Below are 14354 nucleotides of genomic sequence, written 5' to 3' on the forward strand. Positions count from 1 at the left end.
GAAGTGCTAGGAGCCGCGGAGCGAATGACGAAGATATATCAATTAGATAGGCAAGGAATGAGTGAGCATGCGACAACGCGATTCGCTCATAGAATGGATTTATGATAGTTATTACTGGCGGCGCAGGCATGATTGGTTCCATCATCGCCTGGCACTTCAACAATAGTCGCAATGAAAAAGGTCAAATCCGCGATGATTTGGTTATTGTTGACCATCTTGCACATGAAGAACAGTGGCAGAACTTAGTTAAACGTCAGTACGTTCAATATCTGCAAAAAGACCAGTTGCTAGAATGGCTGCAAGATAGAAACGATATTGATGCGGTGATTCATATGGGCGCGATTAGCGCGACCATTGAGCGCGATTTCGACAAGCTGGTTGCCGACAATATTCACTATAGTCAAAATTTATGGTCTTGGTGTGCAGCTAAAAATGTACCTTTCTTTTACGCCAGTTCGGCTGCCACTTATGGCGATGGCACCTCTGGTTATAACGATGCAAATATTGAAAATCTGCGACCTTTGAATGGTTACGGTTATTCAAAACATTTTTTTGATCAATGGGCATTACGTCAAGTCACCGAAAACGCGCCGCAACCACCCGCCTGGGCAGGTTTTAAATTTTTTAACGTTTACGGACCTAATGAATACCATAAAGAGCGCATGGCTAGCGTGGCTTTTCATACGTTCAATCAAGTAGAAGCCACTGGCCGCATGAAGTTATTTAAAAGCAATAAAGCAGACTTTGCTGACGGCATGCAAAGTCGCGATTTTGTCTACGTAAAAGACTGCGCCAGTATTATCGCGTACTTTTTTGAACAAGCTGTTGCTAACAACCCAGCGCCAAACGGCATTTATAACATTGGTACAGGCAAAGCCCGCAGTTTTAACGATTTAGCCAACGCGGTAATGCAAAGCATGGGCAAAACGCCGCAAATTGATTACATTGCCATGCCAGATGATTTGCAAGGTAAATACCAATATTTCACGGAAGCCAGCATGGATAAATTACGCGCTGCTGGTTACACTGCACCATTTACTAGCCTTGAAGATGGCGTGCAAGATTATGTACAAAACTATCTATTAAGTGAGGACAAATACTGCTGATGGATTACATTAATTACCTAAAAGGTGAACACGCCGCACACATGGCGATGTTTAATGCACTTGAACCACTTTTTCCCATGATCAGTGCGGTCGGCATTAAGATGCAAGACTGTATTAAATTTGGTGGGAAAATCTTGATTATGGGCAACGGCGGTAGCGCGGCAGATAGCCAACATATTGCGGCAGAAATCGTCGGCCGTTTTAAAAAAGAACGCAAAGGCATGCCAGCAATCGCATTGACGACTGACACCTCAATTCTCACATCTGTGGGTAATGATTATGGCTACGATTACATTTTTGCGCGCCAAGTAGAAGCACTTTGCCGCCCAGAGGATTTAGTCATTGGCATTACCACCAGTGGCAATAGCGCCAACGTAGTACGCGGTATGGAAGCAGCAAAAGAAGCTGGCGCAGTCACTGTCGGATTAACGGGCGGCAGCGGTGGAAAACTCAATGCCATTTGTGACTTTAATTTGGTCATGCCATCTTCCGTTACTGCACGCATTCAAGAAGCGCATATTTTTGTTGGTCATTCTTTATGTGAAATTCTTGAGTCTTAAAGATTGAGCCTTGATATGTCACAACATCTAACCGATCATTTACTCTCGGCAGTTAAGCAATTCGGTCACAATAATGGCAGTAAACAGCATGCTCTAGTCATCGGCGATGTAATGTTAGATCGCTATTTAATTGGTTCAGTCGGCCGTATTTCACCAGAAGCACCTGTGCCAATTGTACTATTAAATCAGCAAAATGAACGTGCTGGAGGTGCAGCGAATGTTGCTGCTAACTTAGCTTTATTGGGCATTACAACGCATATTGTCGGCTGCGTAGGCAACGATAATGAAGGCGCGGTTTTAACAGATTTGCTCAAACAAATGCATGTGAATGCTAATGGTATTTATACCTCAGATAACCGCCCAACAATTGCCAAAACCCGCGTATTAAGCGGTCATCAACAAATGTTACGGCTAGACCAAGAAAGCAACGCGGCTTTTAATTCTGCTGAAAATATTGGCTTAATGGCGGCGATTCAAGCGCAGCTGGCATTGAAACCTAGCGTAGTTATTCTGTCGGACTATGCTAAAGGTTTGTTAAGCGAGCAAACTTGCCAAGCCATTATTACACAATGCAAAGCCGTTAACATTCCTGTACTAGTTGATCCAAAAGGACGTGATTACAGCAAATATAAAGGCGCTACTGCGTTAACACCTAATAAAAAAGAAACGGCTGAAGCGTGCAATAGTACGATTGACGATACCGGTTTAATCAGCAAGGCGACTGCACTCAAACAACAATTAGATTTAGATTTTTTAGCCGTTACGCGCGGTGAGGAAGGCATTACGTTAATTGATGATGCAACGCATCACTTATCCGCCATTGCCAAACAAGTTTTCGATGTTTCTGGCGCGGGTGATACTGTTATCGCCACATTAGCAGCAGGCTTAATACACAATCTTTCAGTGCTACAAAGTTTACAGTTAGCGAATATCGCAGCGGCTGTGGTGGTGGGGAAAGTCGGCACGGTACCAATCTCACAAGCTGATTTAATAGAAGCGCTTACCAGCCAGCAAAAGAGCGAACAAGCGCACAAAGTGTGTGACTTAACGCGATTAAAAGCCAAAGTAAGTACTTGGAAAAAAGATAATCAAAGTATCGTTTTTACCAATGGTTGCTTTGATTTACTGCATGCCGGTCACGTTACTTACTTAGAAGCCGCAAAAAAACGCGGTGATAAATTGATTTTGGGCTTAAATACAGACCGCTCCGTGAGTGCGATTAAAGGCCCAACACGACCTGTTGTGCCAGAAAATGATCGCGCCCGTGTATTAGCCGCGCTGGAAAGTGTGGATGCGGTCATTCTATTTGACGAAGACACGCCGCTTAATCTAATCAATGCTATTCAACCCAACATTATTGCCAAAGGCAGCGACTACACTGCAGACCAAGTTGTGGGTGGCAAAGAGGTACTTTCTTGGGGCGGTGAAATCGCGTTAATAGATTTGGTAAAAGGTAGAAGCACTAGCAACATCATCAAAAAATTGAATAGCTAATTCAAGTATCCACTCAGAATGTCTGCTGAAAAATCCCCTGAAAAAATATTAGTGCTAGGCCCAGCGTGGGTTGGCGATATGGTGTTAGCGCAAAGCTTGTTTAAAACCCTTAAAGCAAATAGGCCAAATTGTATTATCGATGTAGCCGCACCCGCTTGGACTTTACCTTTATTAGAACGCATGCCGGAAGTTAACCATAAAATAGCGTTAACTTTTAAACATGGCGAATTGGCTTTTTGGCAACGCATCGCTTTTGGCAAAAGCTTAAAAAATGCAGGCTACACGCAAAGTATTATTCTCACTAATTCGCTTAAATCTGCATTGTTACCTTGGGCTGCTGGCATTAAAAAACGTACCAGTTTTTTGGGCGAAATGCGTTATGGTTTAATCAACGACATTCGCCCTTTGGATAAAACCGTTTTAAAAAGAACAGTCGATCGTTTTGTGACTTTGGGTCTAGCTATTAATGAAACGTTGCCAACGATTATTCCAAACCCACAATTAATCACCCGTGCCGAAGATGCGTTGAAAACGCTTTCAACATTAGGCATTCAAACATCTGAACAAAAAATACTCGGCTTATGCCCAGGCGCAGAATATGGCACAGCCAAACGCTGGCCTGCAGAATATTATGCAAGCGTTGCCAATGATGCGTTAAACAAAGGCTGGCAAGTGTGGCTATTTGGCTCAGAAAAAGATATCCCGGTCACCAATCAAATCAATCAACTCACACAAAACTGCTGTCATGACTTTGGCGGCAAAACAAAACTGGGCGAAGTGATCGATTTAATAAGCTTGTGCGATACCGTGGTAAGTAACGATTCTGGTCTGATGCACGTGGCTGCGGCGTTAGATAAAAATCTAGTCGCCATTTTCGGCTCATCCGATCCGTATCACACACCGCCCATGTCGAAAAAAGCAGTTGTTGAATATTTAAACCTGAATTGCAGCCCTTGTTTTCAAAGAGAGTGCCCGTTATCGGGAGATGCAAACTTGCGCTGTTTAAAAGATATTAAGCCATTGAAGATTCAAGCATCCATTTTATAATTACAAAAATAAAACCAACCACAAAATGAATGATGGCTAGCATGCTTAAAAAAATTGACGAATTGAACACAAAAAAATTAAACATCGGTTTGATTTTTTTGTCGATGCTTATTGCTGCGCAAATTCAATATATACAACATGGCTGGATAAACCCAGACTCTGTTCTTTATCTTGAATCAGCAAAATTAATTGCTGCTGGTCACTGGCAAGATGCAATCAAAATATTTAATTGGCCACTTTATTCTGGATTGATTGCGCTTACTCATCAACTAACCAATCTAACTATCCACCATTCCGCTCAACTACTTAATGTCATTTTTTTTGGCATCACTACCGCCAGTTTTATTAAAATCATTGACTTAGCCGCTGGTAATAATAGAACGATCATTGCAGGGGCGTTAATACTATTTAGCTCACCGTATTTAACTGGCGATGTCTTGCCAATGTTATTAAGAGATGAAGGGTTTTGGGCGTGCTTCCTAACCAGTTTAGTTTTTTTTATACGATTCTATAAAAGCAACAGCTATGCAGATGCATTTTTCTGGCAAATATTCGCAATTCTGGCCACGCTATTCAGAATAGAAGCAATCACGTATTTAATCGTTTTGCCTTTAAGTATTTTTTTCTTTCAACAAGTTACTTTCACACAAAAAATTACACAATATTTAAAGAGCAATTTTTTGAGCATTATTGCAATCATTGGCATTTCCGTCGCAATTTTAGTTGACGATCAGCTTTCTATGAAAAGCTTTGGAAGACTTAACGAAGTATTCACAGTCAATTTATTTCACCAACTCACTAACCTGTTTTTCACAAAATCCGCAATTATGTCTAGTGAAGTTTTGGGTCGGTATTTAGATGAGTTTGCTGTGCCTGGTTTATTCCTTACTTTCGTTTATGTGATTATCGTCAAAGCAATTTCTGCAACTGGAATGGTTAACATTGGATTAGCTATTTGTGCTGCGAAATCAAAGAAACACTTACTAAACAACCAAGTATTTTATATCTTAAGTTTTGTGGCTTTAATCGCAGTACTGAATATGAGCCTAATCATCGTCAAAGTATTTGTATTATCTAGCCGCTATGTGTTGGCATTATCATTTGTATTGATGATTTTCGCTGCATTCTATTTAGCTGTTCTACTTCAATATATAGAGAACAAAAACAAACCATACACAAAGCATAGATGGCTAGCTATTGGCTTAATGGCATTTATGCTAATTGGTCTGATTAAAAATATACTTCCTAAACAAACTGGCTATAACTACATCCAAAATGCGATAACTTGGATAGACGAACATAACTTATCTAAGCAGAATATATTTTTCGATGATAAAAGAATGCGATATTACGCCGACTTGCCATTTGTTCAAGATATAGGAGATGACTGGCTTGCCGTTACTAAGGCAATTGATGATAAAAGCATCAATCAATACCAGTATTTATTGCTTAGTTTTTCGGAAAAAAATAAAGATAGAGAAAAACTAGTGGCGGAGAAATTACCTGAATATCAAGAAATTCAGCGTTTTAATGCGGTTAAAGCTAAAAAATCAGTCGTACTGTATCAAAAAAGAATTAGTACTGTGTGGCTTTTTCGCTATTTAAATACCTCTGCATATTTGCCTTTGCCCAATCAGACAGCACGCATTACTGAATATATGCGTTAACAAAGACTTTCCAATCATTTTTATCAATTGTTTGGATATCATTTTAACGCGAAAAAATGTTGAAAATTCCTTAATATTTTGTAATAACTGAGTGATTTTCTTTCAACATGCAGATCTGCAATATCGATTAATCCGAATTCTGCAACTGGCGTCAATACGATATTGCCCATATGCAATGAACGAAAATACACGCCTTTAGCATGTAATGTTGCAATGACCCTTCCTAATTTTTCCAGTATTGCATCATCAAATTGCTGATTTTGTGCCAATTGCCTGAGCGTTAAATTTCTAACGGCTGATATTCTACTGCGGACTTGTGGTTCCAATCAGGTGAAAGGATTGTGACGGTTGGAACATTCAACGACTTAAGTGTACTGGTGCGGTTGCAGAACTGACGCGCGTAGGAATAAATACGCGCGATACTGATCAGACTTTTGATTCTGAATATTTTGAGTATATTGCCATTGGATAATCTTACAATTTTTATACCATGACCATCTTGTTCCAAGATTCCGGCTGATTGTATTTGCGCTTCAAGCATCGCAGTCGTTATCGGACTGCTTTTAATGTCCCAAAATCTCATCTTAGTTCGCAGGTCATTTTAGTTAAAGTAGCTGACTGATTGATGGTAATACGTGAATTTTATTCTCTTTGCAGAACGTTTGCCAATCAGGCACTTCTGTCCAATCGCTGACAAAGATAAAATCTAAACCAGCAGCAGTTGATGCTTCATGATCGTATTTGCTATCGCCAACAAATAACGCTGGCATCTGGCAGTTGCCATTGTCTTTTTCGCGCGCCAAAACGGTGTCTTTATTATCTGGGCTGCCAAATAAGCCACCATCAAATAAATCAGCAAGATTGCGTTTTACAAATAAATCACGAATCTCTTGCTGATCGCCACCAGAAAGTATCATCCAATTGGCATCAGCTGTGGCATCGCGCAATTCTTGTAAGCCTTCCGCAATGGTGCAATGCATCAAGCCCTCTTCAAGCTCACGGCTAAACTCGTCTAATAAAGTTTGAATCGCTGCTTCTGTCGCAGGCTGTTTTAACACTTCGCGCACATACCAATCGAACTTGTGATAACGCGAGATACCGCCTAACTTAACGTGATAATCAACCAATGCCTGCGCTTGCTGATCTGTTGCACCTAAGTTTTTTGCAGTGCGGAAATAAGCTTCAGTTTTCACGACATTTGAATCGAGAATCACACCATCGCAATCAAATACGATTGTTTTATACTTTTTCAAATCAACTTGCAAATAATTTCCTTACTTTAATTTCTATATTTAACTAAATAAATTTTATTTGAAAAAAATATGCGCTCAATAAAAAAGGGTTTGTGCAAAACACAAACCCTAATTCTAACGCAACAAATCGCTTATGCTGGTTTGATTGCGCTAGCTTCTTTGGCTAATTTGGTAATGTGTGCCCAATCTTTACGCGCAACTGCATCGGCTGGCGTTAACCATGTACCACCACATACCACCACATTAGGTAAGCTTAAAAACTGTGGTGCAGAATCAACCGTAACGCCGCCAGTTGGACAAAATTTCACATCGCCAAATGGTCCTGCAAAACCTTTTAATAAATTAATACCACCAACTGCAACTGCTGGGAATAGCTTTAAAAAGAAATAATCATCCGCATTGGCCGTCATGATTTCCGAACCAGTTGAAACACCAGGCAATAATGGCAAACCAATTTTGCGCGAAAATTGACCTAACTCTGTCGTATAGCCTGGACTAACAGCAAATTTACAACCTGCATCTAATGACGCTTGTGCATCTTTTAAATTGCGCACAGTGCCTGAACCCAGAATTGCATCTGGCACATGTTTCGCAATTTGTTCCATCGCTTGCAATGCGCAAGATGAACGTAACGTCACTTCTAGAACCCTAATACCGCCAGCCAGCAGAGCCTCAGCCATTGGCACCGCATCCTCTACTTTGTTAATCACAATAACCGGGATTACTGGACCTTCTTTTGCTAAATCTAATGTGTTAATCATACTTTTACCTAGTTAAAAAATTGAATATTTAAACTTTTAAATGGATTCCCATCAGCTTGGGAATAACGAAATTAGACAGATTTTGGTATTCAGCTAGCTGTTTCAAAATTAATTTAGGCAAGGCACTTGAGTGCAGACAGTACGATTAGTACGGCAAGCGAAAGTAACGCCACCCAAATTATATTTTCAAGCGGCTAGAGCCAAGTGATTGCGCCCTCTTCGGCGGACAGTACGTTTTTGCGCATGCCACCAAATAACTCACGCCCAATACCATGCGAATTAATGTTACGTTTGGCATCAGATAACTCTTCTGGTTCACGGTCAGCCCATGTATCTTCATCCACCAATACATTCAGTGTGCCGACAGTCGCATTTAAACGCACAATATCGCCTGTGCGAATTTTTGCGATTGCACCGCCTGCGCTGGCTTCTGGGCTTAAGTGAATCGCAGCCGGAATCTTACCCGATGCGCCACTCATGCGGCCATCCGTCACGATTGCCACCATAAAACCTTTGTTTTGCAACACAGCAAGCGGCGGCGTTAATTTATGTAATTCGGGCATGCCATTGGCTTTAGGGCCTTGAAAACGCACCACAGCAACAAAATCACGCTCTAGTTCACCGCGGTCAAATGCGGCTAACAATTCTTCTTGCGCATCAAACACAATGGCTGGCGCTTCAATAATGTGGCGATCTTCTGGCACGGCAGAGATCTTAATCACACTGCGGCCTAAATTGCCTTTTAGCAAACGCAAACCGCCAGATTCGTTAAATGGATGCGCGGCTGTACGCACAACTGTTTCATCACCACTTTCGGCTGGATAATCTTTCCATACCAATTTCCCATCTTCTTTAACTGGTTTTTTACCAAACTCACGTAAACCACCTTTGGCTACTGTATACACATCTGGGTACATATAGCCGCCTTCAATCAGCTCGCGAATCACAAAGCCTGGACCACCAGCATTTTGGAATTCGTTTACGTCGGCTTTACCATTTGGGTACACACTCGCTAATAACGGCGTGCCTTTTGCAAGGTAATGGAAGTCTGTCCAATCAATAATAATACCAGCAGCACGCGCCACAGCCACCCAATGAATCAGGTGATTAGTTGAGCCGCCTGTGGCCAACAAAGCCACCATCGCATTCACAATCACATGTTCATCTACCAGTTTACCAATTGGGATAAAGTTATTTTTGCGGGTATTATTTAACACTAAGCGCACGGCTTCACGTGTTAAGTCTTCACGCATGCCATCATGCGGATGAATGAACGCTGCACCTGGCACATGCAAACCCATCGCTTCTAGCAACATTTGATTACTATTTGCTGTGCCATAAAAAGTACAGGTGCCAGCACCATGATAGGCCGCAGATTCTGAAGCGAATAACTCTTCGCGACCAACTAAACCTTGCGCGTATTTTTCACGCACTTTAGATTTTGCGGTGTTATCCAAACCAGTGCTCATAGGGCCTGCAGGCACAAATACGGTTGGCAAATGACCAAAATGCAAAGCGCCAATCAATAAACCTGGTACGATTTTATCGCATACGCCCAACATTAAAGCGGCATCAAACACATCGTGGGATAACGCAATCGCAGTACCCATCGCAATATTATCGCGGCTGAATAATGACAGTTCCATACCAGGCTCACCTTGCGTAATGCCATCACACATCGCTGGCACGCCACCCGCCACTTGTACGGTTGCGCCACATTTATGCGCTTCATCGCGCAGAATATCAGGGTAATTGACGTATGGTTGATGCGCAGAGAGCATCTCGTTGTAAGCAGTGACAATCCCAATATGCGGCGCTTTTTCCACCACGATTTTGAATTTATCATTCGCAGGTAAAGCAGCAACCGCGTGGGCTACGTTCGCACAGCCCAATCTGTCAGCACCTTTTTCACGGTTAATAATCTGATCAACACGATGTAAATAGGCAGACCGCGTTGGGCGACTGCGTTCAATAATACGTTCGGTCACTTCTACTAGGGATTGTTTCATAGATGCTTTTTTATAATAGATGCTTTTACAATGAGTTACTGCTGTTTTGAATAAAAAACCTAACTCTCCGATTATCGCTAATTGAGCGTTATCCGTCAAATTAAGCGTGTAACAAAATGTGCGATTAACAATAAAATAATGCTAAAAATCGCATCAATTTAGATTTAGGAATATTTAAAATTTATTCAAAACAATACAGACAATTTTCTATTTTTTAGTCACAAGAATATCTTCCATCATCAAATATTCTAAATCGCAACCGTAAAACATATTCAATGCGTCAGTTGGTGAGCAAATCATCGGTTCGCCGCGACGATTCAATGACGTATTCAGCACAACTGCTGTGCCGCGCAATTTTTCAAGATGCTCAATCAATTCGTAATAACGCGGATTAGTTGCATGAGTCACCACTTGCGCACGCGCTGTACCATCTTCATGCACCACTTCTGGAATACGCGATTTCCAAGAATCGGCCACATCGAATGTAAATGTCATATAAGGCGCAGGATGATTGGTTTGCAATATTTCTGGCGCAACTCTATCTAACATACTTGGGCAAAAAGGACGCCAGCGTTCACGGTATTTAATCTGCGCGTTGATGCGGTCAGCCACGCCAGGAAAGCTTGGGTCGCCCAAAATACTGCGACAGCCTAATGAGCGTGGGCCAAACTCCATGCGGCCTTGCAGCCATGCCAATGGATTACCAGCCGCTAATAACTCAGCCGCTTTCTGAGGGAAATTATCCACTTTAGTGAATATCGGTTTATTCGGATGCGCTTCGCAAGCGGCAACACATTCTGCACTGCTAAACGCTGGGCCTAAATACGCGTGTTGCATTGGCTCAATCGTATCGCCCGCGTCATTTGCGGCATAAGTTGCTGCGCCAAGTGATGTACCTGCATCACCAGATGCAGGCTGTACGAATAACTCTTTCACATGCGGCATATTAATAATGCGTTGATTCAATTTAACATTAAGCGCAACGCCACCTGCCATCACGATTTTGCCGGTTTCTTTAATGATGTCACCAAGATAATAATTAATCATTTTCAGCGCAACATCTTCCAACAAAGCCTGAATCGATGCCGCATAATGAATATATGGATTATCAATCTCGTCGCCGCTACGTTTTGGGCCTAACCAATCGATGAGTTCTGGCGTGAAATAATAGCCCTTAGATTTTCCATCCGGCCCGTTTTCTTTGTAACGGCGCAAACCGACCACATTCACCAGCTTGGTATCAATGATCAGCTCACCATTCTCAAAAGTCGCCAAGCGTGACAAATCATATTTACTGGCATCGCCATATGGCGCCATACCCATGACTTTAAATTCGCCATCCAGCATCTCAAAACCCAAATACTCGGTAATCGCGCCATACATGCCACCGAGAGAATCAGGATCGTAAAACTCTTTAATCTTATGGATTTTGCCGTTTTCGCCATATCCAAAGAAAGTCGTGGCGTATTCGCCTTTGCCATCGATGCCAACAATGGCAGTTTTTTCTTTAAAGCCACTTAAATGATAAGCACTAGAAGCATGCGCCAAATGATGTTCTACCGGTACGAATTTAGCGTTAGTTAACCCTAAATCTGCCATCAATTTTAGCGATTTATCACGGTTGCGACGAAAGCGGCGATTGCCGTTGAAGAGCGCATCCAAAGCGCGATCTGGCGCATACCAATGACGTTTGGCATAATGCCAGCGCGCCTTGCTGGTTAATGGAATTTCTGCATACGGAAAAGCCACAACCTCCACATCTTCGGCTTTAATGCCTGATTGTTTCAAGCAGAATTTTACTGCTTCATACGGAAATTTATTTTTCGCGTGTTTATCACGAATAAAACGCTCTTCTTCCGCCGCCGCGATGATTTTACCACCCACTAAAATGGCGGCTGAAGCGTCATGTCCCAACGCGCCCGATAATCCCAATACAATCATACTGTGCTTCTTCTCGATTTCAATTAGTCAATTTCAACTAGTCAATATTAACTTCTTGCTCATTTTACTGGGTTTAGGCAATTTTTGCCCGTTCTAAAATAGTGGCGAACTGGTAATCTTCAATTTCATCATAGACTTGTACAAACGCCTGCTTAAAAATTGCGCTTGTTTCAGCGTTATTCGACCAATTTTGCATGAATCTTTTTAAATCTTTGATATGTTTTTTCTCAAACCACCAAGTGCATCGATGCGCTTGCATACTATCTAAATCGATTAAAACAGGCTTAGAATCCACGACTTTAATATTGCTTGCCTTGCAATCACCATGTGAAATCTGCAATAGATTCAGCTTATAAAACAGCAAGGCCGTTTCATGTGCGACTTTTTCTTTGGTCGCAATATCGTTACTTAACGCAAAAAATTCCGCAATATCTGGCGCATCGATATACGCACTTAAAAAATAAGCGCGCCGCTTAATCCAGCCAAAACGCGTTTCAATTAAAGCCAAAGGTTTTGCGGTCGTAATATTTAGAATGCTTAATCGGTGCGCATTCGCCCAGGATTTCGCCGCACGACTTTGAGAAATACTCAATTTCAACCCATGCCAGATATTTTTAATGTTATAGCGTTTAATCACCACATTTTGCTGGGCGACAATGGATTTTCCCACCGTGCAAGTGTTGCCGCTTTTCAGCCTATTTGCAGGTTCATTTAGGGAAGAATCCAGTTGCTGCAAGGTCAAATCCGTCGCATCGAAATCACTAGAAAATGCCGCATATTGCTTAAAAGTTTGCTTCACTTTTACATCACTGCAAGTTCTAAACACTTTCTTATCGGCATAATCACTCGCGGCTTTTTGGCGTAATTTTTGGGTTAAGTTGTAGATATTTGCATAATGTAATACAGAGTATTTCACGCCAGTTAACTTGCAATAATGTGTATAAAAATCATCAATCCAGCCACTATCTAGCGCATCCATTTTAGAGAATAAAATCGCTAAATTTCGATACTTTTGGCGCTGTTTAAAAAGTGGTGAGAATGACTGAATACCATCGCCATCAATGGCATAAACAGTTTCAGCATCGATTAGAAAGTTTTTAAAATATAAATCTGTTTGCTGTAAGTCTGCACGATGCAATTGCGCGACAATTGCAGTGAGTTTTAACATTAAATTGAAACGAGCCGCTTTTTCTTGTGATGAGTTTAATTGCAGATAAAGCACCTCTGCATTTTGCACGGGTTCTACTGCTTTAAATATTAACACCTCATTTACAGCAGCATTACCCGTAAACAGCAAGTCTGGCGTTGCAATATTCGCCTGAATCAACGCTTGCACGCCCTGCTTATCGCGCTGGGCATAACGCTGAGCATTTGCACCAATAAATAACTTGGCATAAACATTGGTATGATTCCAAACAGCTTTGCAAACCAGACGTTTATTCGGCACTACGCGTACAATCCCACTAATCGCCAGCGTTGAGCCGTCAGCCAGGTGCAAATCAAACGCCATCACACAAGGCGCGGTTATCGATTTTAAATCAGGCAGTTGCAAGGCGTGGAAACTTCGCTAATAAATTTAAAGCAGCTTCCAGCACTTCTGCCGTTTCAATTGCCGCCATCGATTCCGCTTTGATAATATGATGCTGCGGACGCACAGGATACGGCCCCGCCAAGATAGGATCAGTCGGGCCATATAGCCCAACAATAGGCACGGTTGAAGCCGATGCAAGATGAAAAACGCCACAATCATGCGCTATGAATAAAGACATGTCCTGCATTAAATCGAACACATCTTTAGCGCTGGTTTTACCAACTAAGTTAATGGTATTCGGCACACTTTGTTGAAATTGTTTAGCTAAAAACGCCTCATTTCTAGTGCCTGTTACCACAATTCTAATCGCAGGATTCGCCTTAATTAAGGCTTGTCCTAGCGCAATATATTGATCAACCGACCAAAGCCGATCGTTATTAGCACGATTCTTATAGAAAAACTTCCAGCCATGTAATGAGGTGGTGCCACAGCCCAAGTGAATATTTACTAACACATCAGATGTACTGACTTTACCCAAGCCTGCAAACTTGCCCGCAATTCCGTTACCAATCACATATTGTCTGTCAGCATCTGTAATCGGTTGATTAATTAAAGAAGCCACGAATTGCAACTGCTGCTCGCCGCGTGCAACGCCATTTATATATTCTGGAATCACCTTTAGCGCCGTTTTTCTGCCTTTTATTTTTTTTAACGCATTGATATTTAAGCAAATATGCTGATTATAGTTTTTCGCCAATCGGTCAAATGCACGCGCATTGCCAAAGAAGCGATTTAAAACGATTAAGCGATTAATGTCTGGGCTATTTTCAAAAACTTCTGCGCTTAATTTGTTCAGTGCGATTACATCAATTGTCGCTTGCGGCAGATGTTTGCGTAAGAACTTGATGGCTGGCGTACAGAAAACATTGTTACCTGTACTTGCCGAAGCCAATATTAAAATCTTGTCTGTATTGTTTAAATGCAT

The 14354-nt window shown here is 41.8% G+C and carries 13 protein-coding genes; 5 read left to right on the top strand and 8 right to left on the bottom strand.

Annotated elements, in window-relative coordinates:
- Positions 1–101: 101 nt before the first annotated feature.
- The 5 genes from rfaD to METVE_RS0100475 are packed head-to-tail and all read left to right on the top strand — an operon-like array spanning position 102 to position 5874.
- Positions 102–1106 carry an ADP-glyceromanno-heptose 6-epimerase gene (rfaD, locus tag METVE_RS0100455; protein ID WP_020166474.1) on the top strand — a complete coding sequence of 335 codons (1005 nt, stop codon included), beginning with the start codon at positions 102–104 and terminating at the stop codon, positions 1104–1106.
- Positions 1106–1666, top strand: coding sequence for a D-sedoheptulose 7-phosphate isomerase (locus tag METVE_RS0100460; protein WP_020166475.1), 561 nt, complete (start codon positions 1106–1108; stop codon positions 1664–1666). Before rfaD ends, METVE_RS0100460 begins: the two co-directional genes overlap by 1 nt.
- Before the next feature lie 15 nt (positions 1667–1681).
- A complete protein-coding gene (gene hldE / locus METVE_RS0100465; protein ID WP_020166476.1) occupies positions 1682–3160 on the top strand; it encodes a bifunctional D-glycero-beta-D-manno-heptose-7-phosphate kinase/D-glycero-beta-D-manno-heptose 1-phosphate adenylyltransferase HldE in 1479 nt (492 codons plus the stop codon).
- An 18-nt stretch (positions 3161–3178) separates the two neighbouring features.
- Positions 3179–4207 (top strand): lipopolysaccharide heptosyltransferase II, encoded by a 1029-nt coding sequence (gene waaF / locus METVE_RS0100470; protein ID WP_020166477.1) that lies wholly within the window; start codon positions 3179–3181, stop codon positions 4205–4207.
- A 41-nt stretch (positions 4208–4248) separates the two neighbouring features.
- Positions 4249–5874 (top strand): hypothetical protein, encoded by a 1626-nt coding sequence (locus METVE_RS0100475; RefSeq protein WP_232415344.1) that lies wholly within the window; start codon positions 4249–4251, stop codon positions 5872–5874.
- Between the two features lie 38 nt (positions 5875–5912).
- On the opposite strand, the gene METVE_RS0100480 is transcribed toward METVE_RS0100475, so the two are convergent.
- From METVE_RS0100480 to METVE_RS0100515, 8 genes are all read right to left on the bottom strand, one after another.
- Positions 5913–6143: a hypothetical protein gene (locus tag METVE_RS0100480; RefSeq protein ID WP_020166479.1), complete on the bottom strand. Its 231-nt coding sequence runs from the start codon at positions 6141–6143 to the stop codon at positions 5913–5915.
- An 11-nt stretch (positions 6144–6154) separates the two neighbouring features.
- Positions 6155–6457, bottom strand: a complete 303-nt coding sequence (locus tag METVE_RS0100485) for a hypothetical protein (protein ID WP_020166480.1) — start codon at positions 6455–6457, stop codon at positions 6155–6157.
- 22 nt (positions 6458–6479) lie between these two features.
- Entirely contained in the window at positions 6480–7139 is a 660-nt protein-coding gene (locus METVE_RS0100490) for an HAD family hydrolase (RefSeq protein ID WP_020166481.1), read from the bottom strand.
- Between the two features lie 119 nt (positions 7140–7258).
- The gene (gene eda, locus METVE_RS0100495; protein WP_026361943.1) at positions 7259–7885 is read right to left on the bottom strand and encodes a bifunctional 4-hydroxy-2-oxoglutarate aldolase/2-dehydro-3-deoxy-phosphogluconate aldolase; all 627 of its coding nucleotides are present in this window, start codon (positions 7883–7885) and stop codon (positions 7259–7261) included.
- Between the two features lie 197 nt (positions 7886–8082).
- Entirely contained in the window at positions 8083–9897 is a 1815-nt protein-coding gene (edd, locus tag METVE_RS0100500) for a phosphogluconate dehydratase (RefSeq protein ID WP_026361944.1), read from the bottom strand.
- Positions 9898–10104: 207 nt separating this feature from the next.
- Complete coding sequence (locus METVE_RS0100505; RefSeq protein ID WP_020166484.1) at positions 10105–11838, bottom strand: carbamoyltransferase family protein; 1734 nt, start codon at positions 11836–11838, stop codon at positions 10105–10107.
- 73 nt (positions 11839–11911) lie between these two features.
- The gene (locus tag METVE_RS0100510) at positions 11912–13390 is read right to left on the bottom strand and encodes a lipopolysaccharide kinase InaA family protein (RefSeq protein ID WP_020166485.1); all 1479 of its coding nucleotides are present in this window, start codon (positions 13388–13390) and stop codon (positions 11912–11914) included.
- Entirely contained in the window at positions 13377–14354 is a 978-nt protein-coding gene (locus tag METVE_RS0100515; RefSeq protein WP_020166486.1) for a glycosyltransferase family 9 protein, read from the bottom strand. Before METVE_RS0100515 ends, METVE_RS0100510 begins: the two co-directional genes overlap by 14 nt.

Origin of the sequence: Methylotenera versatilis 79 (assembly GCF_000384375.1) — a bacterium.
In the GTDB taxonomy this organism is placed as follows: domain Bacteria; phylum Pseudomonadota; class Gammaproteobacteria; order Burkholderiales; family Methylophilaceae; genus Methylotenera_A; species Methylotenera_A versatilis_B.

Excerpts from the sequence above, each read along its gene's own strand:
- rfaD (WP_020166474.1), top strand. The coding sequence starts at position 102 with ATGATAGTTATTACTGGCGGCGCAGGCATGATTGGTTCCATCATCGCC.
- METVE_RS0100460 (WP_020166475.1), top strand. The coding sequence starts at position 1,106 with ATGGATTACATTAATTACCTAAAAGGTGAACACGCCGCACACATGGCG.
- hldE (WP_020166476.1), top strand. The coding sequence starts at position 1,682 with ATGTCACAACATCTAACCGATCATTTACTCTCGGCAGTTAAGCAATTC.
- waaF (WP_020166477.1), top strand. The coding sequence starts at position 3,179 with ATGTCTGCTGAAAAATCCCCTGAAAAAATATTAGTGCTAGGCCCAGCG.
- METVE_RS0100475 (WP_232415344.1), top strand. The coding sequence starts at position 4,249 with ATGCTTAAAAAAATTGACGAATTGAACACAAAAAAATTAAACATCGGT.
- METVE_RS0100485 (WP_020166480.1), bottom strand. The coding sequence starts at position 6,457 with ATGAGATTTTGGGACATTAAAAGCAGTCCGATAACGACTGCGATGCTT.
- edd (WP_026361944.1), bottom strand. The coding sequence starts at position 9,897 with ATGAAACAATCCCTAGTAGAAGTGACCGAACGTATTATTGAACGCAGT.
- METVE_RS0100505 (WP_020166484.1), bottom strand. The coding sequence starts at position 11,838 with ATGATTGTATTGGGATTATCGGGCGCGTTGGGACATGACGCTTCAGCC.
- METVE_RS0100515 (WP_020166486.1), bottom strand. The coding sequence starts at position 14,354 with ATGCATTTAAACAATACAGACAAGATTTTAATATTGGCTTCGGCAAGT.